Origin of the sequence: Paenibacillus sp. MDMC362 (assembly GCF_003269305.1) — a bacterium.
Taxonomy (GTDB): domain Bacteria; phylum Bacillota; class Bacilli; order Paenibacillales; family Paenibacillaceae; genus Paenibacillus_AQ.
Window position 1 is genome coordinate 26552 of record NZ_QLYT01000020.1, and the last position, 24012, is coordinate 50563.

A 24012-nucleotide genomic window follows, 5' to 3' on the forward strand; every position below is an offset into this window, starting at 1 on the left:
CACTTCTTACCCCCTTATTTGTCGCTTTCGTAATAAACGAACCGGTTGGAGTACCGGTAAGATATCAAGGTAAAAATCATGATGATGACGAACAGCACCCACACCTCCGCAATGGCATAACCAAACATTCTCCCATTGAAGGCGTCGGTATAGATTTTGTAATTCAGCAGCGAGGTGGAAAAGTTCGGGCCGCCTCCGGTCAGCACCTGAACCTGGTTAAACGCCTGGAATGCGCCGATGATGCCGAGGATAAGCTGCAGGAACAGGATCGGAGTGATCATGGGCAGCGTAATGTTTAGCGACATCCGCCACCGGGAGGCGCCGTCGACTTCCGCCGCTTCATACATTTCCTGGGGCACCGACTGCAGACCGCTCAGAAAAATGATGACACTGGATCCGACCTGCCATAAACCGATTAACACGATGGATGGAAGCGCTGTCGTTTCGCTGGTTAACCAAGTGCCAGGCGGCAGTCCGAACTCTCTTAGCAGCGAATTCGCCAGACCGTATTGCGGCTCATATATAAATTGCCACAACGTAAGCGTGGCGATGGAGGGAACGACGACAGGAAGATAAAAGATCGTCCGGAACCATTTGATGCCGGTTAAGTTTTTGTTCAGCATCATGGCCAATAACAAGCCTAGAATCAGCGATAAAGGAACACTCAGGATTACGAAGTAAAACGTCGCCCGGATCGAAGGCCAAAAAGCAGGATCCTCGGTGAACAGGTACCTAAAGTTCTCAAAGCCGACAAAACGGGGAGAATCGTACCCGCTCCATTCTGTCAAGGCGTAATACATGGACGACAACAGGGGATAGGCGACAAAAACGCTGAAGCCGATAATGGACGGTAAAATGAACAAATATCCGATGACCCAGCCGCGAAGCTTCCTATTGGTTCCCATGGTGATCCCGACGACCTCCTCCGATACCATTTGCTTTGACCCGAATGTCGCAGTAATCCATCATCAGCTCGCAAAACATCATGTTAGCCCAGGAAAACCATGGGCGGGTATAACGGGTTGGGTCATCGACCAGAAATCCTTCATGCATCATGCCGGTGCCTGCATCGGTCTCCGCCATCAGCCGTAGCAGTCGAAGTTTCTCTTCCCGATCGGTAGTCGTCAGGCCTTGAATCGCCAGCGCAATCGGCCAGATATAACGATCAGGCGTATGGGGGCTGCCAATACCCGCAGCGGCAGTGCCCTGATAATAGTACGGATTCGAGCGGCTCAGCACGAACCTGCGAGTATTCTGATAGACGGGGTCATCAGCGCTTGTATAACCCAAATACGGAATGGACAAAAGGCTGGGAACGTTGGCGTCATCCATCAGCAGATGGTTTCCCATTCCGTCCGTTTCATAGGCATAAATGTTGCCATATTCGGGGTGATCAACCACGCCGTATGACGCAATGCCATGACGGATCTCATCGGCAAGTTTCTCCGCCTCCGCTTCCAATTCGGGATCGCGCAGGACATCACGGCTAATCTCGGCCAGATAACCAAGCACAACGACGGCGAACATATTGGACGGTATGAGGTATCCATAGGCGCAGGCGTCGTCGCTCGGGCGGAAGCCGGACCAGGTCATTCCCGTGTAAGCCACCTCAGTCCCTTTTCCGCCGCGAGGGAGCGTGTCGCTTGGGGGACAATCGAAGCGTTCGAAGAAATAAGGCGAGTCGGTTTCATGATGCTGCTCGGTTCGCCAGATGTCCAGAATGACCCTGGCGGCTGAATGGAATGTTTGATCTAGATGCGAGGTCCTACCGGTTTCTTTCCATAAGAGGTAAGCAAGCTGGAGGGGATAGCATAACGAATCGATTTCATATTTGCGCTCCCATAGCCATGGATTCATGGCGGTGCGGTCGTTCTGATGGCCTTGACCGGAAGGCGAATCATTGAATGCATTGGCGTATGGATCAAGCAGGATGAATGCCGTTTGCCTGCGTACGAGCCCCTCGATCAAATCGGCCAGATTCTCGTCTTGACCCGCCGGAACGAGGAAGGGCCGGATTTGGGCAGCCGAATCCCTCAGCCACATGGCGGGAATATCGCCGGTGATGACAAAGGTGGTACCGTCGGGCTGTCGTTGAATGGTTGAACTCAGGGTATTGTCCAGCATGCTTCTAAACATATGTCCGAGCTTCGGATAAGCTGAGGTGCGTTCGGTTATCGTGCGGTTCAAATCATGCAGTACAGAGAAATAGTCCAACGTATACATGGTAAGCTCTGCTCCCTTCCATTCTTCAGGGTTGTTAATCATTTTGTTAGGTCATTATATAAAACGCTTACATTTAATATAATTACATACCAATTTAATGTCAATATATTATATTAATAAAAATTATGGCTGTTATATTATATGAGTGTGGTGAATATCATATTGACCATTCTGCGGGTTCTTAAATTTGATTTGCCAAAGTCAACTTCCCTCGTTTTGATGTAGATATGCTGGATCTTGAATGGTTGATTTAAGGCATAGTCATGTTTTTGAATGAGGAGCATCCCTTGGCGGTATAAGCAGTCCTTTGGTCGTTATGGCCTGTCGTTATAACATGATATATTGGTATGTGTTCAAGGGGGTGACTTGTAGTTGCTGTTGTTTGCTGCTTGGTTGAGGAATCGGCAAACGTTTTTACGGATCACTTTCTCGCGTACAGGCACTTCTGGGCCGTTGCCTACATACAATGAGAAGACCGAGAGACCGAGCGCGATAAGGGCCGGTTGCATTGTAACTTCGCAGGAGGTGTCCCAAAGTGCCTGGATTGTTTACCGCAATTGCTTTGTTCATAAAAGAGTTGACCCTGCTCGTTTCGTACGTGAAAAACAACGCGTTTCCCCAGCCTCTGACCGAGGAAGAGGAAGCTAAACATCTGCAGCGAATGGCCGAAGGCGATCCTCAGTCGCGGAATAAACTGATTGAGCATAATCTTCGGCTGGTCGCACACATCGTCAAAAAGTTTGATAACACCGGCGAGGATTTGGAAGATTTGATATCCATCGGGACGATAGGACTCATCAAGGCGATTGAAAGCTTCAGGCCGAATAAAGGCACGAAGCTGGCGACATTTGCTGCCCGTTGCATAGAAAATGAGATACTGATGCATTTGCGTTCGCTCAAGAAGACCCGCAAGGACGTATCCCTCCATGATCCGATAGGAACGGACAAAGAAGGGAACGAGATTACACTGATCGATATCCTCGGGACGGAAGCGGATGATATCGTGGATGCCGTGCAGTTAAAGATTGAGAAGAGTAAGATCTATCGGAACCTCGATATATTGGACGACCGGGAGAAGGAAGTCGTTATTGGTCGTTTTGGACTGGAAGCGGGCGGAGAAGAACGGACGCAGCGTGAGATCGCCAAGGAGTTGGGGATTTCGCGGAGTTATGTGTCGCGGATTGAGAAGCGAGCGCTCATGAAGCTGTATCATGAGTTTTATAAGCAGAAACGGTAGGAAGAAGTCTGTGTTAACCACTCCATGACCGAAACGGAAATGTCGATATAGACTGCTAAAGCCACTTCCTGTGTTGGAAGTGGCTTTACTTTGAGGGGCGTTCGCTTGATTTATGTAGGACCCAGTTTGCCCGACTTGCTGAGTGCACGCAGCCCAAAGTGTACATGCCGCTCGGATATGCGCTGCTGCCATTGCAGCACTCGTCGAATGGCTATCGGAGCGATCATGCTGCCGATCATCCCGAACAAATCGGATTGAAGCGCTTTTTGAGCGATGATGAACCCGCAAGAACCGCCGATAAATTCAATGGACATGTAGCGCTTTACACTCGATAACGTGACAACATAAATCACGAATTCATCCTGCTTCTTGTTGGGCATGATGCCTCCCCCACTCCTTCATGTCTCTGTATTTGCGGATGGCGAAATTCTGTCTTCTGTGAAAGTACGCCGATAAAGGCGGTTTTTATATGCCATTTTATGTATTTTTATAGGCCGTTATGCTTTCGAATCTGAAGATACAAGCCCTGTTACGACAAAAACCAACCGTCTTGTCCAAAGAACGACGGTTGGTTTTTAGGTTGGCTCTACTCGGGTTTCTGCTGACCTGGATCCGCTTGAATGCTCTCGTCTTCACCGGGATACTCCCGCTCGATGCCCATGTGCAGGTTGCGATCCTCATAATCAAACCGATTCGGAGGGCGTTGATCCTTCCGCCAAGGACTGCTTTTACCAAGCGTTTCGGTCCGCAGGCTGGATCCGTAAGGACCCTCCGGGAATTCCTCTGCGGTTAAATCGTTCCGCTGGGACTCCACGGTAGATAGATCCGTAAATTTATCCCGTTCTTCTTTCTTAAATCCGTTCATACCTGAAACCTCCCGAAAAGGTACTTAACCTACCCTTTCAGTGTTTCCCTGTACAGGTGGGATCATTCCGTTACCTGTCGAAGCTTCACTATATTAAGCAGCTCGGATTGAACGTTTTGCCGATCCTGAGCACCGATAGTCAGTTAACCGCTCCCAGTATGCCTGGATCCTCCACTACAATCCGGCAGCACCGAATACGCTGTCGAAGGCTCGCCGTGATTTAGCAACCAATTCTTCAGGGGTCCCGGTCGGCGTGGAAGGCGTCAATATTTCTTGTGTCACCGGGCCTGCATAGCCGATATAATTCAGAGCCTGAAGGAACCCTGGCAGATTAATTACGCCCTCGCCCGGATAAAGCCGGTCGTTATCAAGCACATCTCCCACGGGTAATTTCTTGGCATCGTTAATATGGACATGAACGATTTGTTCGGCGCGCAGCTGCCGGATATCCGCGACCGTCATCTCATTGGTGTACCAGTGATATGCATCATACAGCAGCCCGACATTCGGCTCCCCGATCGCATCGATCCAATCCAAAGTTTCTTGTACCGTCCAGATGAACGGGTTCTTCCATTGGGTGCGCAGATGATGCGGTCCTACGAACTCCAAGGCCAATCGAATTCCGTATGCCCCCAAAATGCTGGCACAAGCCCGCAGTCTGGTGGTGGCCAGCGCCATGAAATGAGCAGCGGGTGCATCGGTGGAAGGAAGAATGTATGTACAGCACCGTGTGCAGCCGAGAGCCTTGGCAGCAGCTGCAGCTGCCGGGAGTTTCTCAAGGCCGCTTAGGAACTGCTCGTCCGTTCCTCTCCATTCCACGGGAAGGCCGATGGCCCCGATCTCCAGTTGGCGGGACTTCAGCATATCGGCTGCCGCCTCAACGCCAAGGCGGTCTACAAGACCTTTGGCATCGATATCGATGCATTGGAATTCGTATTTGGCCGCGAGTTCGATAAACTGTAAATCGCTTTCAAGTTTTCCGAGTCCTGCGCTTGTTAAACCTTGCAGCATATTCATCGTCTCCATTCGCTATTAGATGTCGTGTTGCTAGAGGCGGGCCTTCGTTTATATCAACCCATTGGTTTTCATAGTTTCTATTATGATATGTTCCACTCTATAAATCTATGATCGCTTTTTATTTTTTTAGAAAGATAGCGATAGGATTCGCTGCCGATTGTTATTGTGAGCAGGATTTGTAATAAACCGGCAGGAATTCCTACCGTTTCGAAGGGGATTGCGTATGTTTTGCCGAAATAACCATGTCATATGAACTTCCACTTTACTCGCGAAAAGGAGATTTAAACTCAGAATGAATACCATTGAACAGCGGAAGAAAGAGCTTGGTAACTTGTATCCGGAGCCCACGATCGACGAGCAGGTATTGAATCGATTTTGGGAGGAAGCATTGTACTCGTACGGGAATAAGCCGCTCCACATGGTTAGTCAACCGGAAACGACGCCATATCCCTACATGGAAGTGTCCAAGGTCACTTATCATGGTTATGATGATACGCCCATCCATGCTTGGTATATAACTCCCGCCAAATCTTCTACGGACGAGAAGCCTCGGGCGTGTATCGTAACCTTCCCGGGTTATTCCGGAGACCGTGGATTTCCCGAACGGTATGCCCATTGGCTTATGCTCGGTTATGCAGTGTTTGCCGTGGACGTAAGGGGACAGGCCGGTGAGACGGGGAATCTGCTTCCATTAGACAGCGGTGTGGTTAAGGGCTGGGTGACGCAGGGGATTGCGGATATTCGTCGCTCCTATTACATGGCAGTTGTAATGGATGCTGTGAGGGCAGTGGATGCGGCATCGGAGCAGCCCGGAGTGGATCCGAACAAAATTGCCGTGGTAGGCGGCAGTCAGGGCGGCGGACTGGCTTTGCTTGCAGGGGCTCTGAATCCGAAGGTCGCGGCCATTGTGGCCGACATTCCCAACATGTGCAGGATGGACTACGGGATTCTGTATTCGGCTAGTTCGCTGAACGAAATCGCCCAATACATAAAGCGCTACCCGGAGCAATTGAATCAAATTTTGAAGCATCTCTCGTATTTCGACATGCTGAATCTGGCGCCGCGAATTCAGGTGCCGGTCATGGTATCCGTCGGCTGGAAGGATACGGTCTGCATGCCCGAAACGATATATGCCGCATACAACCGAATGAAATCGACAAAAGAAATAAGAGACTATCCATTCTCTGGCCATGAAGTCAATGAGTACCAGAAGAGGGAGGGCGTCTTGTTCCTGGAACGGATTTTTAACGGGGGATAGAATATGGAGCCAGGAAGGGCGCTGGTCCCGACGATTGCTCGGGACGGCTCTTCATAAAGCGTCGGCGGACAGAAGGCAAACGAATTCTATGCAAAAGTACGTTATGTACATGTTATATAAAGTGACACAAATTAATCATTTGTTATCTTTTTTAACGTAAATGTATTGACAACTACCCGAATTCGCCTATAATTATACTCAAGGACAGAAAAAACTCGATAAACACCCTATACCTACCCCGGTCAATGTAATATTAATTTACACAAAGGGATGTTGAACCATGATGACAGCAGGCGAACTCAAACAGGATCTTTTGAGGGTTTACAACGCGATAAATAAGAAAATATTTAACGTGGGTGTAAAGCAGCAAAAAGTCGATTTCGTTGGCAACAAAATCATCATTGTATCGAGAAATAGTAGAGTCCCCGTCCTCAAACTGCTGGATGAGAATTACCCCCTCTCTACCCGGCAGTTGGACCACCTTTTATTCCAGGTGTTCAAGCAGGAGATTAAAGCTTCCTTGGAACAGCAGTTTCAATTTAAAATCATCTCCATTCTTAAAGACTATGATGCAGAGACCGAGTTTTCCGGTACCATCGTATTCTTGGAGAAGGAGGTCGAAGCATATCTGAACGACATGCCGGAACTCTTGTAGTGCGGGTTCAAAAAGTCAGCTTACAGCACCGAGAAGGTTGGATGAAGCTAGGGACTGGGGAGCGGAGCGTAGGCAAAACCTGCGTGAGCACCGGAAGGCCCGGCTGAATTCAATCCTGCTACGTGATCAAAAGATGACTTTTTGAATAACCTCGAGTAGAGAGCGGGCCGATCGTCAGTTTGGTACCAAGGCACATACATGTGTGCGGCTTGGGGCTGGACTGGCGATTTTTTGTTACATCCGCTTTTGAAAATAAATGTCTGTTGTTTCTGAAAATATGAAACCCAAAGGAGAGGAAGGAAGGGCCATGACTCACAAAATTGAAATTTCGGGTATCAGCAAATGGTTTCGCAGAAACGGGGAAGAAATTGCAGCTATGCGGGAGACGAGTCTGGCGATTGAGGAGGGGCGTTTTGTCAGTATTATCGGTCCCAGCGGCTGCGGCAAGTCAACGTTGTTTAACATTATCGCCGGTTTAATGCCGCCCTCCACGGGCAAAGTGACGGCTGACGGAAAGGATATCATCGGGACAACCGGTTATGTGGGCTATATGCTGCAAAAGGACATGCTCCTGCCTTGGCGCACCATCCTCGACAACATCATTCTGGGTATGGAGGTCCGGGGCGTACCCTACAACGAAGCCGTGGAGAGGGCGCTGCCCTTGATGGAAAAATACGGTCTAAAGGGTTTTGACAAGCATTATCCGAAGGAGCTTTCTGGAGGGATGAAACAGCGTGCCGCGCTGCTGCGGACGCTGCTCTACGACAGGGACATCATTTTGCTGGACGAGCCCTTCGGCGCATTGGATGCGCAGACTCGGCTGACCATGCAGAACTGGCTGCTGCAAATCTGGGAGGATTTTGGCAAGACGGTGCTGTTTGTCACCCACGATATCGACGAAGCGATTTATTTATCGGATGACATCTATGTATTTTCGTCCAGACCCGGGCGGATCAAGTCCAAAATCACCGTAACGATGGAGCGTCCCCGGAAAACGGAAGACATGACGTCTCCGGCCTTCATGGAACTGAAGCATCATCTCATGGATTTGCTGTCAGCTGGACAAGATGAAGAACAAATCTCTTAGGGAATAAAAACGAAATGAGGAGGGAACTGGAATGGAAACTGCACGCAAAGAGGCTTTTATCGTACATGCCGTGACGCCTGCGGAGCCTGCAGCGGGTTCGTCCAAAAGGCCAGAGGTTGTGCCGTACATCTTGGATGAAGAGGCGCTGGAGCGCCGCAGAAGCCGGCGAATCGTTTGGGGGCGGGCCGCTGTGGCTGTACTTGTTTTTCTGGTATGGGAGGTGTTCACCCGGATCGGCCTGCTGGATTCCTACTATTGGAGCAGCCCCAGCGCGATTCTTCGCACGACCTGGACCCAAATGACCGAAGGAACCCTTCTGCGTGACATTACGTATACATCCGGCTCGACGATTCTCGGTTTTGTGTTCGGAACCTTTCTCGGCGCACTGCTTGGACTGTCGTTCTGGTGGTCAAGATCGTATGCCGGCATCAGCGAGCCGTATCTGATCATCTTAAATGCGATGCCAAAGCTCGCACTGGCACCTGTACTTGTCATACTGCTGGGAATCGGATTTTTTTCCAAGGTGGCGCTGGCATTCTCCATGACGGTTGTCGTTTCGGCGCTTTCCGCATACAGCGGCGTGAAGAGTGTGGATCCGGACATGGAGAAGCTGATGTATTCCCTGGGCGCCAAGCGGCATCAGGTTTTTACCAAGGTCGTCGTACCATGGTCCATGCCCTGGATCATCAGCAGCTTGCGGATTAACATCGCCCTTGCGCTGGCAGGCGCCATCGTGGGCGAGTTCATCGCCTCAAGCCAAGGCGTCGGCCGGATGATTATGTATGCAGGAACGATACTGGATATCAACCTCGTGTGGGTGGGCGTCGTTGTCCTGTCGCTGCTGTCCATGGTGATGTACTGGGGCGTGGTGGTGCTGGAGAAGTGGTTATCCAAGGGATTGACCAAACAATAGACAGAATAACCGAATTCATTATTTCTATTAAAAGGGGAATTCATATGAAGCAAAAAATGAGGAAACGTTCACTGTTGTTCGGACTGGTTATGGTAACCGTCCTGCTTGGCGCCTGCGGCAATGAAAAAAACGATAACAGCACCGCGTCCGCTTCCGGTGACGGGAAGCTGAAGAAAATCGTGATCGCCGAGCCGCTTCACTCCACGGGCTATCTGCCGCTGTACGTCGCGCAGCGGGAAGGCTTCTTTGAGAAAAGAGGGCTCGACGTCGAGGTCATCCAAGCGGCAGGGGGAGCGCACGTAACCGCCGTGGTCAGCGGGGATGCCTGGGGCGTGATCGGCGGGACGGAGTCCAATGCCTTGGCTAACAACAACAATTCCGATCCGATCATTTCGGTCGTGAATGTCGTCAACCGGGCGAACGTGTATTTAATGGCCAAGAAAGGCACCTCACCCGCGAGCAATTCCCCTGAAGACCTGAAGGCATTTTTGCAAGGGAAAAAGATTAACGCCGGTCGTCACGGCGGTACGCCCAACCTTCTAACCCGCTATCTCCTGATTCAGCTCGGACTCGATCCGGAGAAGGATGTGCAGCTGCTGGAACCCGCAGACGGCTCTACGGTGGTGACGATGGTCCAACAGGGCGCGGCTGACATTGCGAACGGAGCCGAGCCGCAGATCAGCGACGGGATATCAAAGAACGTATGGGAAGAGCCGTTTTACAAGTTTCATGACCTCGGGGATTTCTCGTACTCGGTTCTCAGCGTGAAGAAGTCAACCATCGAGAAGGACCCGGAAGCCGTTCAAAGCTTCACGGATGCCATAATCGAAGCGCTTGCAGTCGTGCAATCGGATAAGGAACTAGCCAAGAAGAATCTGATAGCCGAATTCCCGACGTTGTCCGATGATGCGATCCAAGCTGCCTTGGACCGGGCCTATGCCGACAATCTCTGGAGCTTGGACGGGATGATTTCGGAAGAGGCGTTGAAGCACGATATGGATGTCATGATCGAGACGGGGATATTTAAAGGGGACTATACCTATGATGCGCTGGTGGATATGCAGTTTGTAAACAATTCCAAGAAGTGATCGGCAGGTGCATGATGTCCAAATACACGACCGGAAAGGGAGAGAGTCACGATGAAATCTTTAAATCAGCTGTTGCTCGGCAGCAAAGCGGCGGTTATCGTGGTCGATGTGCAAAACGATTATTGTCATCCCGAGGGGGCGCTGTCTCTTGCGGGCTGCGATGTTAGCGGGGTAGCGGAGATGATGCCGCAGCTCCATAAGCTGCTTCAGAGGGCCAGGGAGCTGGATGTGCCCATCATTTTTATTCAGACGCTTCATGAGAAAGCGACGGATTCCGACGCTTGGATCACCAGGTCCTCGGGACGATCGGCGAACGTATGCCGGAGAGGGAGCTGGGGCGCGGAATTTTACGAGGTATCGCCGAAGGAGGGCGAAATCATTGTCCATAAACACCGATACAGCGCTTTTGTAAATACTAGACTGGATTCGGTATTGAAGACGCTGAAGATCGAGACCCTGATCATGACGGGAGTCAGCACCAATGTGTGCGTGGAATCGACGGCAAGGGACGGTTTTATGCTGGATTATCATATCGTGCTTGCAGCGGATGCTTGCGCATCGTATTCTTCAGCGGCGCATGAGATGACGCTTGAGAATATTGAAGGCTATTTCGGGAAAGTTAGTGAAGTGGCGGAGCTTATCGATATTTGGATGGATCAAATGCCTGAGGAACCGCTGCGACCGATGTCGACCGCTCAGCCGGCCGTTGGCTAGCTTGTCAGAACGTGGTTCAAATCATTGGGAAGCTCTCCGCATGCGGGAGCTTTTTCTATGAGCGGCACAGAAATTCATGAATAAAGCTGGTGAGTCCTGTATGAATAACAGATCAAGGATGATCGTCCAATATACCATTTGTTTAGGAGCATTTCTGTCCAATTTGTCGGCCGGCATGTTCAACATTGCGCTTGTTGATATCGCCAGAACGTTCGATTCCACCATCCCTACGGCCCAGTGGATCGTCACCGCTTATTTGCTAGTCATCTCCATATTGCTTCCGGTCATGGGAAAGCTGGGGGATATGCTGGGCCGGCGGAAAATCCACAATATCGGCTATTTTGTGTTTATGGCAGGGGCGCTCTGCTGCGCCTTGTCACCTTCATTAAACGGACTCATAACTTCTCGGATTCTGCAAGGCGTAGGAGCGGCCATGTATCAGGCCACCAATATGGCGCTGATCGTCTCCGTATTTCCGAAGGAGCAGCGCGGTAAAGCGCTTGGGCTCATCAGCACGTTTGTTGCCGCAGGCTCGATGGTCGGACCGAGCCTTGGCGGAATACTGATTCAGTGGTTTTCGTGGCGGAGCAATTTCTGGCTGCTGACAGCCATATCCTTGATTGCATGGTTGTTCGCCCAGCGCTTCATTCCCAAGGACGAACCGGAAAAAGTCGTAAGCCGGTTGGATGTGCCGGGGGCTGCCTTTTTTGCGATATCTCTAACCGGACTGGTTACGGCCGTGAATTTGGGGGCTCAGTGGGGATGGGGTTCATGGCAGGTTTCGGTGCTGTTCATCGTATTCGGTGCGGGAGCCGTCGCATTCTTCGGGTGGTGTCTTTCGCCGCGGTGGAAACGAGCAGGGGAAGGGAAACTCCCGTTTATGAAGCTGAGCCTGTTTCGGGATGCAGGCGTTAGCGTGGGAATCATTATCACCATCATTACCTACATGGCGGCTTTCTCGGCTCAGCTTGTGCTGCCTGTATTTCTGCTGAGCGAACTGGGCGTTGAACCTGCGACGGCAGGGCTGATCATGATGGGATATCCGTTGTCACTGATCATATTCTCGCCTCTGAGCGGGAGCCTGTCGGACAAGCTGGGGACATTCCCGTTATTGTCAGCCGGGCTGCTGCTCATGACAGCAGCGTTAATCGTGCTCGGTTTTGTATCGCCGGCATATCCGATCTTCTTTCTCATTCTCCTTATCGTCCTGCTCGGCGGTTCCATGGGCATCATTACGCCGCCGAACAACTCCCTGGTGATGGGCAGGACATCCAAAACGGACCTCGGCCTGATCAGCAGCATTTTGGCGCTGTCGCGAAATCTGGGGATGATGTTTGGCACGGCGGCGGGAGGTGCCATGCTGGCTCTTCCCGCCCAAGTGACAGGGGGGCTTACCGGATTTCGGATGATTTTCGTACTGAATACGGCGCTGGTTGTCATCGTTTATGTAACGATGCTCATATCGTTTCGCTTTGCCAGGCATAGGGAGACGTTATCTTCTTAGCGGAAGGGAAATGAGAAAAAGGGTATCCCGCGGTCTATTCAAGACCTGTAAGGATACCCTTCTTCATTTAGCCTACGCGCGGTCCAGAATCGTCTGTAGTGTCGTACGATCCAAACCTTTCACGAGCTTGATCAGAAGTTCTTTAGCAGCTTCGTAGTCGTCCGTGTGGATGATGGACGAAGATGTATGAATATAGCGGGAGCATATGCCGATGATGGTGGACGGAACGCCGATGCCGCTAAGATGCACTTGGCCAGCGTCCGTGCCGCCCGGCGAGACGAAGTATTGGTATTTGATTTTGTTGGTCTCCGCCGTATCTTGAACGTACTCTACCATGCCGCGGTGAGTCAGCATTGTCGGATCGAAGATGCGAAGCAGTGCGCCCTGACCCAATTGGCCGAACTGGCTCTTGTCACCCATCATGTCGTTCGCCGCGCTGGCATCCAGTCCGAAGAAAATATCCGGCTGAATCAGATTGGCTGAAGTCCGTGCTCCGCGCAGTCCGAGCTCTTCTTGGACGGTTGCGCCGGCGTAAACGGTGTTAGGCAGTTTCTCGCCTTGGAGCGCCTGGACAAGCTCGATCGCGAGGCCAACGCCATATCGGTTATCCCACGCTTTGGCCATGATTTTTTTCGGGTTAGCGAGCGGCGTGAATTCACAGATCGGAACCACTTGCAACCCGGGACGAATGCCGAACGACTCCGCTTCCGCCTTGTTATCGGCGCCGATATCGATATACATGGTCTTGATGTCGACCGGCTTGCTGCGCTGCGCTTCATCCAGCAGGTGCGTCGGGATGGAGCCTACAACTCCGACAACAGGACCGTTGTCCGTGATGATTTGCAGGCGCTGAGCAAGCACGGCTTGGCTCCACCAACCGCCAAGCGGCTGGAAACGGACCATCCCCGCTTCGGTTATGCCGGTTACCATGAACCCGACTTCATCCATGTGACCGGCTACCATGACTTTTGGACCTTCATCGTTACCGCGAAGAACGGCGAACAGACTGCCCAGCCGATCCTGCACGAACTCATCTGTATATGGCGAAAGGGCATTCTTCAACCAGGAACGAAGCTCCCTCTCAAAGCCCGGTGCAGCCGGGAATTCAGTCAAAGTACGAAATAATTCCAGTGTTGATTCATTCATTCCGAAATCGCTCCTTTAGAAAAGGTATGTAAGAGTTTTTTCTTTTCTAGTATGCCCCTATACATCTGAAAAGTCTACAAAACCCGTGCCGCTTTGGAGCACGTCATTTTAAAATAAATGAAACAAGCACCCTGCATCCGGGATAGGAATACGATATTGAAACGCAGGGAATTTTTGTCGTCCGAGGGAAGGGGCAGCGTATGAAGCACCATGGGGTTGAGCTAAACGTCTATCATGCCGAAGTCAGAGAACTTCTGCTCATTATGGTCCTGTTCATCCTCCTCGTCATTTTGCTGAAATACATTCTTATATAATGACCGGCTCCAGCAACGATGGCAGGCGAGTCTAACTTCAGCTTTCAGGGAGGTTCCTGGAGGCTGATTTTCGTGCGGGGTGACTTTATATATTAGGACAAGCCGTGGCTGCCAAGTGAGAAGGATGATTTTCCAAACATAAAGGGAGTTCATTCAAAGCATAATGATATCGAGTGATATCCATAATGGCTCTTTAGCGTTTTTAAAGGATTCCATACTTAAATAAAAGCGGAGGTGTATTGAAATGTCAGGCTCGAACCAAAAGCCTAAGTCTGATATCACCACAATGAGCTCGGCAGAATATCAGGCGATTGCCAAAAAGCATGAACCTCCTCGCGCCGTACTTAAAAATTGTCTGCGCGCTTTTTTGGTGGGAGGTCTCATTTGTGTGATCGGCCAATGCATTCAGCAGTTTTTTATGTCCGTATTCGACATGAGCACCACCGAAGCGAGCAATCCGACGGTCGCCGTGCTGATTATACTCTCCGTCATTCTGACCTCCTTCGGCGTGTATGACAAAATCGCGCAATGGGCCGGAGCAGGCAGCGCCGTGCCGGTCACGGGGTTTGCGAATTCCATGTGCTCCGCTGCGCTCGAGCACCGTGCGGAGGGTTTGGTTCTGGGGGTCGGGGCGAGCATGTTTAAGCTGGCGGGATCTGTCATTGTATTTGGTACCGTGGCTGCGTTTATTATCGGTATCATTTACGCTATTTTTGGCATTGAGGGGAGGTAACGAGAGATGAAGGTGATCGGCCAAACCTGGCAGTTCGAGAACAAACCCGTCATTATCGGCACGGGGACGATTGTGGGACCTGAGGAAGGCGAAGGGCCGCTAGCGGATGATTTCGACTATATCTACGACAATATTGAGATTAACGAAAAAACATGGGAAAAGGCGGAACGGAAACTGCTGGAGGACGCTTCGAGAAAAGCGGCCGAGAATGCGGGCATCAAGGAAGACGAGCTGCAGTTTTTTGTCGGCGGGGACTTGATGAACCAGATCATCAGCAGTTCGTTTGCCGCAAGACAGTTGGGTGTGCCTTACATCGGCGTCTTCGGTGCTTGCTCTACATCAATGGAGAGCCTCGCGGTGGCCTCCATGCTCGTGGATTCAGGAGGGGCCAAGTATGTCATGGCCGGCACGGCAAGCCACAACTGTACGGTTGAGAAGCAGTTTCGTTATCCGACGGAGTACGGATCGCAGAAGCCGCCGTATGCGCAATATACAATAACGGGAGCAGGCTGCTCCGTCATTTCGGACAAGGGAGACGGTCCTGCTGTCACGTATGCCACCATCGGCAAGGTGGTGGATCTGGGCATCAAGGATCCGTTCAATATGGGGGCGGCGATGGCTCCGGCGGCAGCCGATACGATAACAAAGCACTTTAAAGACACAGGCCGGCAAGCGAAGGATTATGATCTGATCGTGACCGGCGACCTGGCCTCCGTGGGGCTTCCAATCGCGAAGGATCTTTTGCAACAAAATGATGTCATCATGGATGGTACGGTGTTTGCAGACTGCGGCTTAATGATCTACGACTTGGAAACACAAAAATACGTCAATGCAGGGGGCAGCGGCTGTGGCTGCTCGGCTGTTGTCACGTATGGCCATATTTTAAAACGGATGCGTAAAGGCGAATTGAAAAAGGTGCTGGTCGTTGCTACCGGGGCTTTGCTGTCGCCTCTTTCTTACCAGCAGGGTGAGAGCATTCCGTGCATCGCTCACGCTGTAGCCTTAGAGATGGGAGGATAACACAATGCAGTTTCTATGGGCATTTATTATTGGCGGTCTGATTTGCGTCATTGGACAAATTATGATGGACGTTATTAAACTGACACCGGCACATACGATGAGTACGTTAGTAGTCGCCGGAGCCATCGCCGACGGGTTCGGGTTATATGAGCCGCTTGTCAAATTCGCCGGAGCGGGAGCCTCCGTGCCGATCACAAGCTTTGGTAATTCGCTTGTGCATGGCGCCTTGACGGAGCTGGGGAGGGACGGCTGGATCGGGGTCGTGACGGGGATATTCGAAGTCACCAGTGCAGGTATATCCTCGGCGATCATTTTCTCCTTCCTGGCCGCTCTGTTTGTTCGTCCGAAGGGATAACCATCATCATCAAGAAGGAAAAGACCCGGCATCCTGCCGGGTCTTTTCCTGTTTAGAGCGGCGATAAAAAGGTGAATACCCAAAATATCTCATCGAATGTACTCCGGGACCTCGATCATGTACAATAGTACTAAAATAAGTATTTATTCCCTTACAGGAGGTTAGTCATACATGCCCGTAAGCCAAGAATCCATGAAAATCATTACCTCGGTGCGAACCAATCTGGAGTCGTGCCTGTTAGGCAAAGAATTTGAGATCCAATTGCTCCTTACGGCGCTGCTCGCTGGCGGACATGTACTGATCGAGGATGTGCCCGGCACAGGAAAGACCCAACTGATCAAAGCATTAGCGAAATCCATGCAGGGAGACTATCGCCGCATTCAGTGTAACCCGGATATTCTCCCCAGCGATATAACGGGCGTGTCCGTGTTCCATCCTCGAGATGAAATGTTTTACTTCCGACCTGGTCCGGTCATGACCAACATATTGCTGGCGGATGAAATCAACCGGGCGACAACCAAGACGCAATCGGCCCTGCTTGAGGTCATGGAGGAGCGCAGCGTAACGGTGGATGGGGCTACCCACGAACTTCCGCATCCCTTCATGCTATGCGCGACCCAGAACCCGATCGATTTTGAAGGCACCTACATGCTCCCGGAAGCGCAGCTGGACCGATTTATGCTCAAGCTGAGCCTGGGTTACCCAGATGCTGTCACGGAGAAGCAGCTGATGTACCGTTCACGCGACGGACAACTGGCGGATAAGCTTCAGCCGGTGACGCATATGGATACCATTTCGGCTATTCAACGCGAGATTCGCGAGGTATTCATCGGTGACCCGGTCGCCGATTACTTGCTCAATATCACCCGGTCGACGCGCGAGCACCCTTCCGTTATGCTGGGTGCAAGTCCCCGTGCGACGCTGTCATTCATGAATGCCGTTAAAGCCTATGCCTTCTTGCACGAGAGGGATTACGTTCTGCCAGATGATGTGAAGACGCTGGCACCATACGTGCTTTCGCACCGGATCATGCTGCGTCCGGAAGCCAGGCTCGACAATGCGAGTCCCGAATCGGTGCTCGAGTTTATACTGCGTCAGGTCAAAGTGCCTGTTCAGATGGGGAGATAGGCATGCGCCGCGCGGTTTCGTTATTTTTGAATGGCATGCAGCCGTCTAGACTCGCAGCGGTATTAGCGGTATGGTGCCTATGTCTTTTGTACGTATTATTTCAGGGGGGCAAAACCTCGCTCATGCTATTCTCCATGGTCAGCCTTCTGACGATCTATTTAATCGGTGCTGGCTTTGGCGGAGTCAATCGGGTGAAAGCTCAGCGGAAGGTGCTGGGTGGAGCGGAGCATGGAGGAGAACATCTTCATGCCGGTGAACAGGTCCGCGTGAAGCTGGAGGTCCATGTTCCTGGGTTGCTGCCGATGCCCTATATGGTCGTGCGTGAAGTATTGGAAAGGCATAACGGCGACTCCTGGTCTTTTGAAGACAGCGTCATTCCGAACCTTCGCGGTGCGGGCAAGCTTGTGTTTCAGACGCCTCCGCTTGAACGAGGGCGGTACGCTTTTTCAAAGACAGAATGCATTAGCGAGGATATTTTCGGATTAATGGAGCACAAGGGACGCATTGAGGTTCAGACCGATTTCCGCGTTCTGCCGAGAACCATATATATTCCCAAATGGCAGCGAAACATACGAAATTCGAGATTGGGCGGTACACATACTACTATTTCGGCTTCAAGACGGGAAACCACGCAGATCAACGGAGTCCGCGATTATGTGTACGGCGACCGGATCTCCCGGATACATTGGAATGCAACGGCGAAGACCGGCTCGTGGAAGTCAAAGGAATTTGAGCATGAATCCTTTCCCAGGACGTTGATCGTGCTGGACTGTACCGCGGACGGATATGATCATGCCCAGCAGTTCGAGCTGGCCGTATCGGCAGCAGCGTCGCTGATCGAATATGGTGCCAAGGAGCATGCGGGTACAGGCTTGTTCACGGCTACCCGAGAAGCTCAGATGTTCGCTCCCGCCGATCACGCCGGAGAGCGGATGCGCATGATCCAGCATTTGGTTGACGTGGATTATAACCGTAAAACCAAATTGATTGCATCCCTGGAGAAATTCTATCGCCATTTTCCAAAAGGGGCCCTGTTCCTGCTGATCAGCCCGATGAGCGGCAAGGACGCTTCAGAGATCATGCGCTGGGTTGAAACCCGGGGAATGAACCCTTGCTTCTTGCAAATAACCAATTCCAATGAAACGAAAAAACGCGATGATTCCATATCGCTTCTGCAATCCCGGGGGATTTCAAGCTATTCGGTCTCTTCCCTTGACGAGCTTCCGGCTGCGCTGGGAGGTGGTGCATGATGAAGTTGTGGCTGGACAAACTATCTACTACCTTCTTCAGTACTTTAACGATGCTATGGATCTGGATCATCGGAATGCAGTGGGTATCCTTTACGGAGACGATATGGCTCTCGGAAACGACAGCCATCGTTATTGCAGCATTAACCATTACGGCGGTTACCGAAGCGCTGCTTCCGATCAAGCAAGGTTACCGGGTGCTTATCCAGTTTATTTTGATCTTGTATTGTGTATACAGTTTGTTGAAAACTCACGGTAATCCGGTTCCTGTCCTTGGCGCTGAAGGCGGTCTGACCGAGGAACTCATGTATCTTTTTCCATATTTATGGTTTGCTATCGCCGCTTGGGCCGCTTTTCTGTTCCTTGCGCGGTGGGCCAAAACCAAGGGGCGCGTGCTTTTTGTAGTCGGGATCAACGTCATCGGTTTTGCCGTGCTGGATTCCTTTACGAAAATCGTGCTGTGGGATGAAATCGCATGGGTTGTCGGAGCGGGCATGGGCTGGCTCGTATCCAGCCATTTTAACCGGTTCCGCAGACGATTTCCGCAGGGATGGGTCAATTTATCGAAGTATCCGTTCAAGATTGTTGCCAACATCCTGGTCATCTTCTCTTTGATCATTGTAGCCGGTGTGAATATGCCGCACGTGAAGCCCACGTTGACCGATCCTTACACGGCGTGGCGGGAGTGGAACGGGGTGCCGTTATCCGGCGGCAGTACAGCCGGTACCGGAACCCTTATCGAGTCGCCGTCTGAAAGCATGTCCGGGTATGGACGGGAGGACAACGACCTTGGCGGCGGTTTCAACTTTGACTATTCACCGGTGATGTCGATTACCTCGGATGAACGCAGCTATTGGCGAGGGGAAACCAGAGCCGTATACTCGGGAACGGGTTGGGCGGACGGAGCCAGCAGCCGGCGTTCCGGCACGGGCGTGGACATCGGGGAAGAATTGCCGAGGGAAGCCAGCGGATCCGTACCTACCAAAACATTGGAGCAATCGGTAACGATGCTGAGTGATACGGTGTATCCGGTATTGTTCGGCGCCTACTCCGTTCGTCAGCTGGAGAGCCTGGATGAGGATATCAATCCGGATCGTCTTAGCTGGGTGACCGAAGGCGCGGAGATGCATCTGGACGACGTTCGTAATGCGGACTATCCGAAGAGTTATACCTTAACGTCGGAAGTGCCGGTGATTCCAATCGATGAGCTGAGCACCAGAACTTATGATGAACTATATTCCGGCTCGATTGACGATGCGTATATCCAGATGCCGAGAAACTTCCCTGACCGCGTGTCCGATCTGGCCGAAGAAATTACCGCGGGCGGAGATACGCCGTATGAGAAGGTCATGCTCCTGCAACAATATTTAACGAGCAATTTCACCTATACCAACACGCCGGATCTTTCGCGCAAGAAGAGCGATGATTTTGTGGATGCGTTTCTGTTTGAAATCCAGGAAGGGTATTGCGATTATTTCTCGACCTCCCTGGTGATGATGACACGGTCGCTGGATATTCCTGCACGCTGGGTCAAAGGTTACGCGCCGGGAAGAATGACGGCGTCGGAGTACGTTCCTCTCGAGGGTCAAACCTCGATTGAGCCCGGAAACTATACCGTTACGAATGCCGACGCTCATTCCTGGGTTGAAGTGTACTTCGGGGAGTACGGCTGGGTACCGGTTGAAGCGACACCGGGCTTTAGCATGCCGATTCTGACGGCTGACACAGACGCTGAGCCTGTCATTGAGGAAGAAGTTGAAGAAGAAGAAGAGGCAGAGGACAAGGCTACGCCAGCTTCGACCTCCGATCATCAGCAGCCCGGCTGGGTAAAAGTTGTTGTAACGGCCGCGGTGGTTGTTATCGTATTATGGATTCTGTACATCGTATGGCGAATGCGCATCAGCCTGCGTTTTGCCGGAGCGCGTATTCGGGCAGGCAAACCGCTGACGGCCGCGGATAAAGTCATTGCCGAAACCGAACGATGGATTCGTTCCGTACAGCGCAGAGGCTTGGTAAGGCAGGAACACGAAACCCTCCGTGAATCGGTAGGCCGCTGGGTTAGTGCACACCCTGAGCTGGGAGTGGAGCTGAGACCTCTGTTGCAGCAATTTGAAGCTGCCCGGTACAGCCCGGCTGAAGTGAAGGAAGAGCAATGGCGCTCCGTCCAACAGGATGCCCTGAAGCTGAAGAAGTCCATTAAGAAGGTCCGCATAGTATCCGAGAAACGTCTATCTACCTAATCCAAGAAGACAGACCGCGTGATGGTGGTTGTTCTTGCGTGTATCAGGATAGCTAGGTATCAAACGTTCTGATATCGATGATTTGAAGACCGCCCGGTCCGCTTCCAAACAGCCGCCGGGTGGTCTTTTGCCGGTATAGGCAGCGACGCGGCATACGGGAAGAAAAAGGCTCGTGATTATTTTTACTAAGGAACCGGAATATGGTATAGTTTTTCGTATGAAATTGAGGTGACGAACTTGTTTGAAATGTTAATCCCAAAGCTCCGTGTCAATACGGTTTTTGATATTAACCTTGAGGAATTATATGAGCAGGGGTATCGCGGAATCATTACGGATTTGGACAATACCCTTGTAGGGGCCAAGGCGCCGCTTGCGACACCGGAACTGGTCGTTTGGTTCAAAAGGGTGAAGGAGATCGGTTTCCAGCTGATCATCGTCTCGAATAACCAGCTCGAACGCGTGTCTAAATTTGCGACGCCGCTGGATATCCAGTATGTGCATGAAGCCCGTAAACCAAGTAATACCCCGTTCCGCAAAGCAATGAAAATGATGGAGCTCACGCCGGAGAAAACGGTTGTGGTCGGCGACCAGATGCTGACCGACGTTTATGGCGGGAATCGGCTGGGTCTGTATACGGTGCTGGTTATGCCTATCGCCATCAACGATGAGGGATGGTTTACGCGCCTGGTCAATCGCCGGGTGGAGCGGATCGCATTGACCCGTTTGCGCAAGAAAGGATTATGGATGGAGGAGGAACCGAAATCATGACGTTGCCAACTGGCGGAGAAGACATCAAGAAGTGCAGCGGCTGCGGCATACCGCTTCAGAGTGCAGCACAGGACAAGCCGGGTTATTTGCCGGAGAAGGCCTGGGACCGCGACCCGGTTATTTGCCAGCGCTGTTTCCGGATTAAGAATTATAATGATGCCTCCTCGGTTGCCGTGGACCAGGATGAATTTTTACGGCTGCTGGGACAGATCGGCGGCAAGAATGCGCTTGTTATTCATATCGTGGACCTCTTCGATTTTGAAGGGAGCCTTATTTCGGGGCTGCAGCGGTTTGTCGGCAACAATCCGGTTATTCTGGCCGTTAACAAGACCGATCTTCTGCCGAAGGTCACCAATTGGAACAAGGTACTCAATTGGGTACAGAAGCAGTGCAAGGAGCATGGACTGAGAACGGAAGACATCGTGCTCTGCAGCGCGAAGAAGAATCAAGGCTTTGAGCGGCTGCTGGAGACGGTTGCGCATTATCGAGGAGACCGGGACGTCTACGTGGTTGGCGCCACGAATGTGGGTAAATCCAGCTTGATCAATCGTCTGATCCGCGACTACAGCGATTTGGATCAGGAGCTGACCGTTTCCCGTTATCCGGGAACGACGCTGGATATGGTCAATATTCCGCTGGATGACGGTCGGTATATTATAGATACGCCGGGCATCGTATACCCATGGCGCTACAGCGAGCTTGTGAGCCGTGAGGATCTGGGGACGGTCATGCCGGAAAATCCGCTGAAGCCGATGGTATACCAGTTGAACGAAGGGCAGACGCTGTTCTTCGGAGGTTTTGGCCGTTTTGATTTTCTGCAAGGCGAGCACCAATCCTTTACTTGCTTTATCAGCGGCAGACTAGGGATTCATCGGACCAAGCTGGAGCGGGCGGATTCGTTATTTGCCGAACATGCCGGAGAGCTGCTTTCACCGCCGACCAAAGAACGGCTTGAAGAGCTGCCGGAATGGACAAGACATGAAATCCGTATTCCTAAGGGAACCCGCCAAGACGTGTTTATCTCGGGGCTCGGCTGGATCAAGATCAATGGTGAACAGGGTGCGCTTGTGGCAGTTCATGTACCTAAAGGAATCAAAGTTCTGTCGCGTCCATCCTTGATATAAGAGATAAAATCGCTTAGGTACAGCCCGGTTTATCATGGGAGAGATAGGGGAGAAATGAAAGTGAATCCAATGATCGAGCGTGATTATTTGCTCCTAGGCGTAATGGGGGACCCGATCGGTCACTCCAAATCACCGGCTATGCATGATGCGGCGATTACCGCCCTGGGTTTGTCAGGGGCCTATGTGCCCCTTCATATACGTCCGGAGGGGCTTCGCGACGCTATCCAGGCTGTCAAAGCCCTTGGATTCCGTGGCGTGAATGTAACGATCCCGCACAAGGTGGAGGTTATGGAGTATCTGGATGTCGTCGATGAAGGGGCGGGGCGCATCGGCGCCGTGAATACCATCGTCAACGACAATGGCAAATTGACGGGTTATAATACGGATGGCATCGGATATGTTCGTTCATTAAAGGATGAAGCCTGTCCCAATCTTAAAGGGAAACGCATCGTTGTTCTCGGCGCCGGCGGAGCGGCCAGGGGAATCATCTACGCCCTTACCGGCGAAGAGCCTGAGAAGATTTCCATTGTGAATCGGACATCCGACAAAGCGCTGGCATTGGCCGAGGAGTGGAGCTCGTTTGCTGACTTGAGGGGATACGGTGAGGATCATGCCAGGGAGGCATTGTCGGATGCCGATGTCTTGATCAACACAACCTCGGTGGGCATGTTTCCTCGGGTTTCCGAGCTTCCTGTTCCAGCGGAGTATATACCGGAAGGGATCGTTGTCAGCGATCTGATCTATAATCCGTTGAAGACCGAGCTGTTGCGGCAAAGCGAGCTTCGGCGATGCACGGTGCATGGCGGTCTCGGGATGTTCATCAACCAGGGGGCTTATGCATTCGAGTATTGGACAGGTCTGAAGGCGCCCGTACAGGCGATGAAGGAAGCGGTTCTGACCAGCTTCCAATCCGAGGTTTAATCTCGTGTTTATTGATTAATGCTTATGCAGAAGCTACAATATAGCTTTCGACAAGCTGCTGGCTTTAATAATTGAATATTTAAGGAGTAATGACCAAGCATGTTAACAGGAAAGCAAAAACGACATTTACGTTCGCTTGCGCATCATCTGGATCCGCTGTTCCAGGTAGGCAAGGGAGGAAGCAATGAGCATCTAATCCGGCATATTTCAGAGGCCATTGAGAAGCGGGAACTCATGAAAATATCCGTGCTCAACAACTGTCTCGAAGATCCCCGCGAAATCGCCGAGGAGCTTGCCGAAGGTGCCGGGGCCGAGCTGGTACAGGTTATCGGCAAGACGATCGTGCTCTATAAAGAATCAAAAGACCACAAAACCATCGAACTGCCGTAAGGAAGTCTTGATGGCATTAGCTTAATGAATATAGAATGACTCTCTTATTAGGGGAGGTGAACCCG

24 protein-coding genes are annotated in these 24012 nt (G+C 51.6%); 18 read left to right on the plus strand and 6 right to left on the minus strand.

The features are described from left to right. Window positions 1–14: 14 nt before the first annotated feature. Both DP091_RS10575 and DP091_RS10580 read right to left on the minus strand, forming a co-directional pair. Window positions 15–905, minus strand: coding sequence for a carbohydrate ABC transporter permease (locus DP091_RS10575; RefSeq protein ID WP_113058291.1), 891 nt, complete (start codon window positions 903–905; stop codon window positions 15–17). Then, window positions 892–2223 (minus strand): glycoside hydrolase family 125 protein, encoded by a 1332-nt coding sequence (locus DP091_RS10580; protein WP_113058292.1) that lies wholly within the window; start codon window positions 2221–2223, stop codon window positions 892–894. Before DP091_RS10580 ends, DP091_RS10575 begins: the two co-directional genes overlap by 14 nt. Before the next feature lie 535 nt (window positions 2224–2758). Here DP091_RS10580 and sigK point away from each other — a divergent pair. Beyond that, window positions 2759–3460, plus strand: coding sequence for an RNA polymerase sporulation sigma factor SigK (sigK, locus tag DP091_RS10585; protein ID WP_006208952.1), 702 nt, complete (start codon window positions 2759–2761; stop codon window positions 3458–3460). Window positions 3461–3570: 110 nt separating this feature from the next. Here sigK and DP091_RS10590 read toward each other — a convergent pair whose 3' ends face one another. From DP091_RS10590 to DP091_RS10600, 3 genes are all read right to left on the minus strand, one after another. Further along, entirely contained in the window at window positions 3571–3840 is a 270-nt protein-coding gene (locus DP091_RS10590; protein ID WP_258394479.1) for a hypothetical protein, read from the minus strand. 206 nt (window positions 3841–4046) lie between these two features. Next, on the minus strand, window positions 4047–4325 hold the full coding sequence (locus DP091_RS10595) for a hypothetical protein (RefSeq protein ID WP_113058293.1): 279 nt from the start codon (window positions 4323–4325) through the stop codon (window positions 4047–4049). A gap of 174 nt (window positions 4326–4499) precedes the next feature. Continuing rightward, entirely contained in the window at window positions 4500–5336 is an 837-nt protein-coding gene (locus tag DP091_RS10600; protein WP_113058294.1) for a sugar phosphate isomerase/epimerase family protein, read from the minus strand. Between the two features lie 298 nt (window positions 5337–5634). Between DP091_RS10600 and DP091_RS10605 the strand changes: the two genes are divergently transcribed. The 7 genes from DP091_RS10605 (at window position 5635) to DP091_RS10635 (ending at window position 12561) form a co-directional block, all read left to right on the plus strand. Beyond that, window positions 5635–6600, plus strand: coding sequence for an acetylxylan esterase (locus DP091_RS10605; RefSeq protein ID WP_113058295.1), 966 nt, complete (start codon window positions 5635–5637; stop codon window positions 6598–6600). 280 nt (window positions 6601–6880) lie between these two features. Continuing rightward, window positions 6881–7255, plus strand: coding sequence for a Na-translocating system protein MpsC family protein (locus tag DP091_RS10610; RefSeq protein WP_071222867.1), 375 nt, complete (start codon window positions 6881–6883; stop codon window positions 7253–7255). A gap of 307 nt (window positions 7256–7562) precedes the next feature. Beyond that, complete coding sequence (locus tag DP091_RS10615) at window positions 7563–8342, plus strand: ABC transporter ATP-binding protein (protein ID WP_113058296.1); 780 nt, start codon at window positions 7563–7565, stop codon at window positions 8340–8342. A gap of 31 nt (window positions 8343–8373) precedes the next feature. Continuing rightward, window positions 8374–9255: an ABC transporter permease gene (locus tag DP091_RS10620; protein WP_113058297.1), complete on the plus strand. Its 882-nt coding sequence runs from the start codon at window positions 8374–8376 to the stop codon at window positions 9253–9255. Window positions 9256–9299: 44 nt separating this feature from the next. Further along, window positions 9300–10343, plus strand: a complete 1044-nt coding sequence (locus DP091_RS10625) for an ABC transporter substrate-binding protein (RefSeq protein WP_113058298.1) — start codon at window positions 9300–9302, stop codon at window positions 10341–10343. Window positions 10344–10394: 51 nt separating this feature from the next. After that, window positions 10395–11057, plus strand: a complete 663-nt coding sequence (locus DP091_RS10630; protein WP_113058299.1) for a cysteine hydrolase family protein — start codon at window positions 10395–10397, stop codon at window positions 11055–11057. Window positions 11058–11157: 100 nt separating this feature from the next. Continuing rightward, window positions 11158–12561, plus strand: coding sequence for an MFS transporter (locus DP091_RS10635; RefSeq protein WP_113058300.1), 1404 nt, complete (start codon window positions 11158–11160; stop codon window positions 12559–12561). A gap of 72 nt (window positions 12562–12633) precedes the next feature. Here DP091_RS10635 and DP091_RS10640 read toward each other — a convergent pair whose 3' ends face one another. Next, window positions 12634–13707: a M42 family metallopeptidase gene (locus DP091_RS10640; protein WP_113058301.1), complete on the minus strand. Its 1074-nt coding sequence runs from the start codon at window positions 13705–13707 to the stop codon at window positions 12634–12636. Between the two features lie 558 nt (window positions 13708–14265). On the opposite strand from DP091_RS10640, the gene spoVAC reads away from it, so the two are divergent. The 10 genes from spoVAC to yhbY all read left to right on the plus strand — a co-directional run bounded on the left by spoVAC (window position 14266) and on the right by yhbY (window position 23947). Further along, window positions 14266–14754: a stage V sporulation protein AC gene (gene spoVAC / locus DP091_RS10645; RefSeq protein ID WP_113058302.1), complete on the plus strand. Its 489-nt coding sequence runs from the start codon at window positions 14266–14268 to the stop codon at window positions 14752–14754. Between the two features lie 6 nt (window positions 14755–14760). Beyond that, window positions 14761–15774, plus strand: a complete 1014-nt coding sequence (spoVAD, locus tag DP091_RS10650) for a stage V sporulation protein AD (RefSeq protein WP_113058303.1) — start codon at window positions 14761–14763, stop codon at window positions 15772–15774. Window positions 15775–15778: 4 nt separating this feature from the next. Further along, complete coding sequence (spoVAE, locus tag DP091_RS10655; protein WP_015734153.1) at window positions 15779–16129, plus strand: stage V sporulation protein AE; 351 nt, start codon at window positions 15779–15781, stop codon at window positions 16127–16129. A 171-nt stretch (window positions 16130–16300) separates the two neighbouring features. After that, window positions 16301–17257 carry an AAA family ATPase gene (locus tag DP091_RS10660; RefSeq protein WP_113058304.1) on the plus strand — a complete coding sequence of 319 codons (957 nt, stop codon included), beginning with the start codon at window positions 16301–16303 and terminating at the stop codon, window positions 17255–17257. A 2-nt stretch (window positions 17258–17259) separates the two neighbouring features. Continuing rightward, the gene (locus tag DP091_RS10665) at window positions 17260–18507 is read left to right on the plus strand and encodes a DUF58 domain-containing protein (protein ID WP_113058305.1); all 1248 of its coding nucleotides are present in this window, start codon (window positions 17260–17262) and stop codon (window positions 18505–18507) included. After that, window positions 18504–20744, plus strand: coding sequence for a DUF4129 domain-containing transglutaminase family protein (locus tag DP091_RS10670; protein WP_113058306.1), 2241 nt, complete (start codon window positions 18504–18506; stop codon window positions 20742–20744). Before DP091_RS10665 ends, DP091_RS10670 begins: the two co-directional genes overlap by 4 nt. Before the next feature lie 237 nt (window positions 20745–20981). After that, a complete protein-coding gene (locus tag DP091_RS10675) occupies window positions 20982–21512 on the plus strand; it encodes a YqeG family HAD IIIA-type phosphatase (protein ID WP_009592142.1) in 531 nt (176 codons plus the stop codon). Beyond that, entirely contained in the window at window positions 21509–22636 is a 1128-nt protein-coding gene (gene yqeH / locus DP091_RS10680) for a ribosome biogenesis GTPase YqeH (RefSeq protein ID WP_113058307.1), read from the plus strand. Before DP091_RS10675 ends, yqeH begins: the two co-directional genes overlap by 4 nt. 54 nt (window positions 22637–22690) lie before the next feature. Continuing rightward, window positions 22691–23557: a shikimate dehydrogenase gene (locus tag DP091_RS10685; protein ID WP_113058308.1), complete on the plus strand. Its 867-nt coding sequence runs from the start codon at window positions 22691–22693 to the stop codon at window positions 23555–23557. Between the two features lie 99 nt (window positions 23558–23656). Next, window positions 23657–23947 carry a ribosome assembly RNA-binding protein YhbY gene (gene yhbY, locus DP091_RS10690; RefSeq protein ID WP_071222881.1) on the plus strand — a complete coding sequence of 97 codons (291 nt, stop codon included), beginning with the start codon at window positions 23657–23659 and terminating at the stop codon, window positions 23945–23947. The last annotated feature ends 65 nt before the right edge of the window (window positions 23948–24012 follow it).

Bases quoted from the DNA above. Each gene is read 5' to 3' on its own strand.
- DP091_RS10575 (WP_113058291.1), bottom strand. From the start codon at position 905: ATGGGAACCAATAGGAAGCTTCGCGGCTGGGTCATCGGATATTTGTTC.
- DP091_RS10580 (WP_113058292.1), bottom strand. From the start codon at position 2,223: ATGTATACGTTGGACTATTTCTCTGTACTGCATGATTTGAACCGCACG.
- DP091_RS10590 (WP_258394479.1), bottom strand. From the start codon at position 3,840: ATGCCCAACAAGAAGCAGGATGAATTCGTGATTTATGTTGTCACGTTA.
- DP091_RS10595 (WP_113058293.1), bottom strand. From the start codon at position 4,325: ATGAACGGATTTAAGAAAGAAGAACGGGATAAATTTACGGATCTATCT.
- DP091_RS10600 (WP_113058294.1), bottom strand. From the start codon at position 5,336: ATGCTGCAAGGTTTAACAAGCGCAGGACTCGGAAAACTTGAAAGCGAT.
- DP091_RS10605 (WP_113058295.1), top strand. From the start codon at position 5,635: ATGAATACCATTGAACAGCGGAAGAAAGAGCTTGGTAACTTGTATCCG.
- DP091_RS10610 (WP_071222867.1), top strand. From the start codon at position 6,881: ATGATGACAGCAGGCGAACTCAAACAGGATCTTTTGAGGGTTTACAAC.
- DP091_RS10615 (WP_113058296.1), top strand. From the start codon at position 7,563: ATGACTCACAAAATTGAAATTTCGGGTATCAGCAAATGGTTTCGCAGA.
- DP091_RS10620 (WP_113058297.1), top strand. From the start codon at position 8,374: ATGGAAACTGCACGCAAAGAGGCTTTTATCGTACATGCCGTGACGCCT.
- DP091_RS10625 (WP_113058298.1), top strand. From the start codon at position 9,300: ATGAAGCAAAAAATGAGGAAACGTTCACTGTTGTTCGGACTGGTTATG.
- DP091_RS10630 (WP_113058299.1), top strand. From the start codon at position 10,395: ATGAAATCTTTAAATCAGCTGTTGCTCGGCAGCAAAGCGGCGGTTATC.
- DP091_RS10635 (WP_113058300.1), top strand. From the start codon at position 11,158: ATGAATAACAGATCAAGGATGATCGTCCAATATACCATTTGTTTAGGA.
- DP091_RS10640 (WP_113058301.1), bottom strand. From the start codon at position 13,707: ATGAATGAATCAACACTGGAATTATTTCGTACTTTGACTGAATTCCCG.
- spoVAC (WP_113058302.1), top strand. From the start codon at position 14,266: ATGTCAGGCTCGAACCAAAAGCCTAAGTCTGATATCACCACAATGAGC.
- spoVAD (WP_113058303.1), top strand. From the start codon at position 14,761: ATGAAGGTGATCGGCCAAACCTGGCAGTTCGAGAACAAACCCGTCATT.
- spoVAE (WP_015734153.1), top strand. From the start codon at position 15,779: ATGCAGTTTCTATGGGCATTTATTATTGGCGGTCTGATTTGCGTCATT.
- DP091_RS10660 (WP_113058304.1), top strand. From the start codon at position 16,301: ATGCCCGTAAGCCAAGAATCCATGAAAATCATTACCTCGGTGCGAACC.
- DP091_RS10665 (WP_113058305.1), top strand. From the start codon at position 17,260: ATGCGCCGCGCGGTTTCGTTATTTTTGAATGGCATGCAGCCGTCTAGA.
- DP091_RS10670 (WP_113058306.1), top strand. From the start codon at position 18,504: ATGATGAAGTTGTGGCTGGACAAACTATCTACTACCTTCTTCAGTACT.
- yqeH (WP_113058307.1), top strand. From the start codon at position 21,509: ATGACGTTGCCAACTGGCGGAGAAGACATCAAGAAGTGCAGCGGCTGC.
- DP091_RS10685 (WP_113058308.1), top strand. From the start codon at position 22,691: ATGAAAGTGAATCCAATGATCGAGCGTGATTATTTGCTCCTAGGCGTA.
- yhbY (WP_071222881.1), top strand. From the start codon at position 23,657: ATGTTAACAGGAAAGCAAAAACGACATTTACGTTCGCTTGCGCATCAT.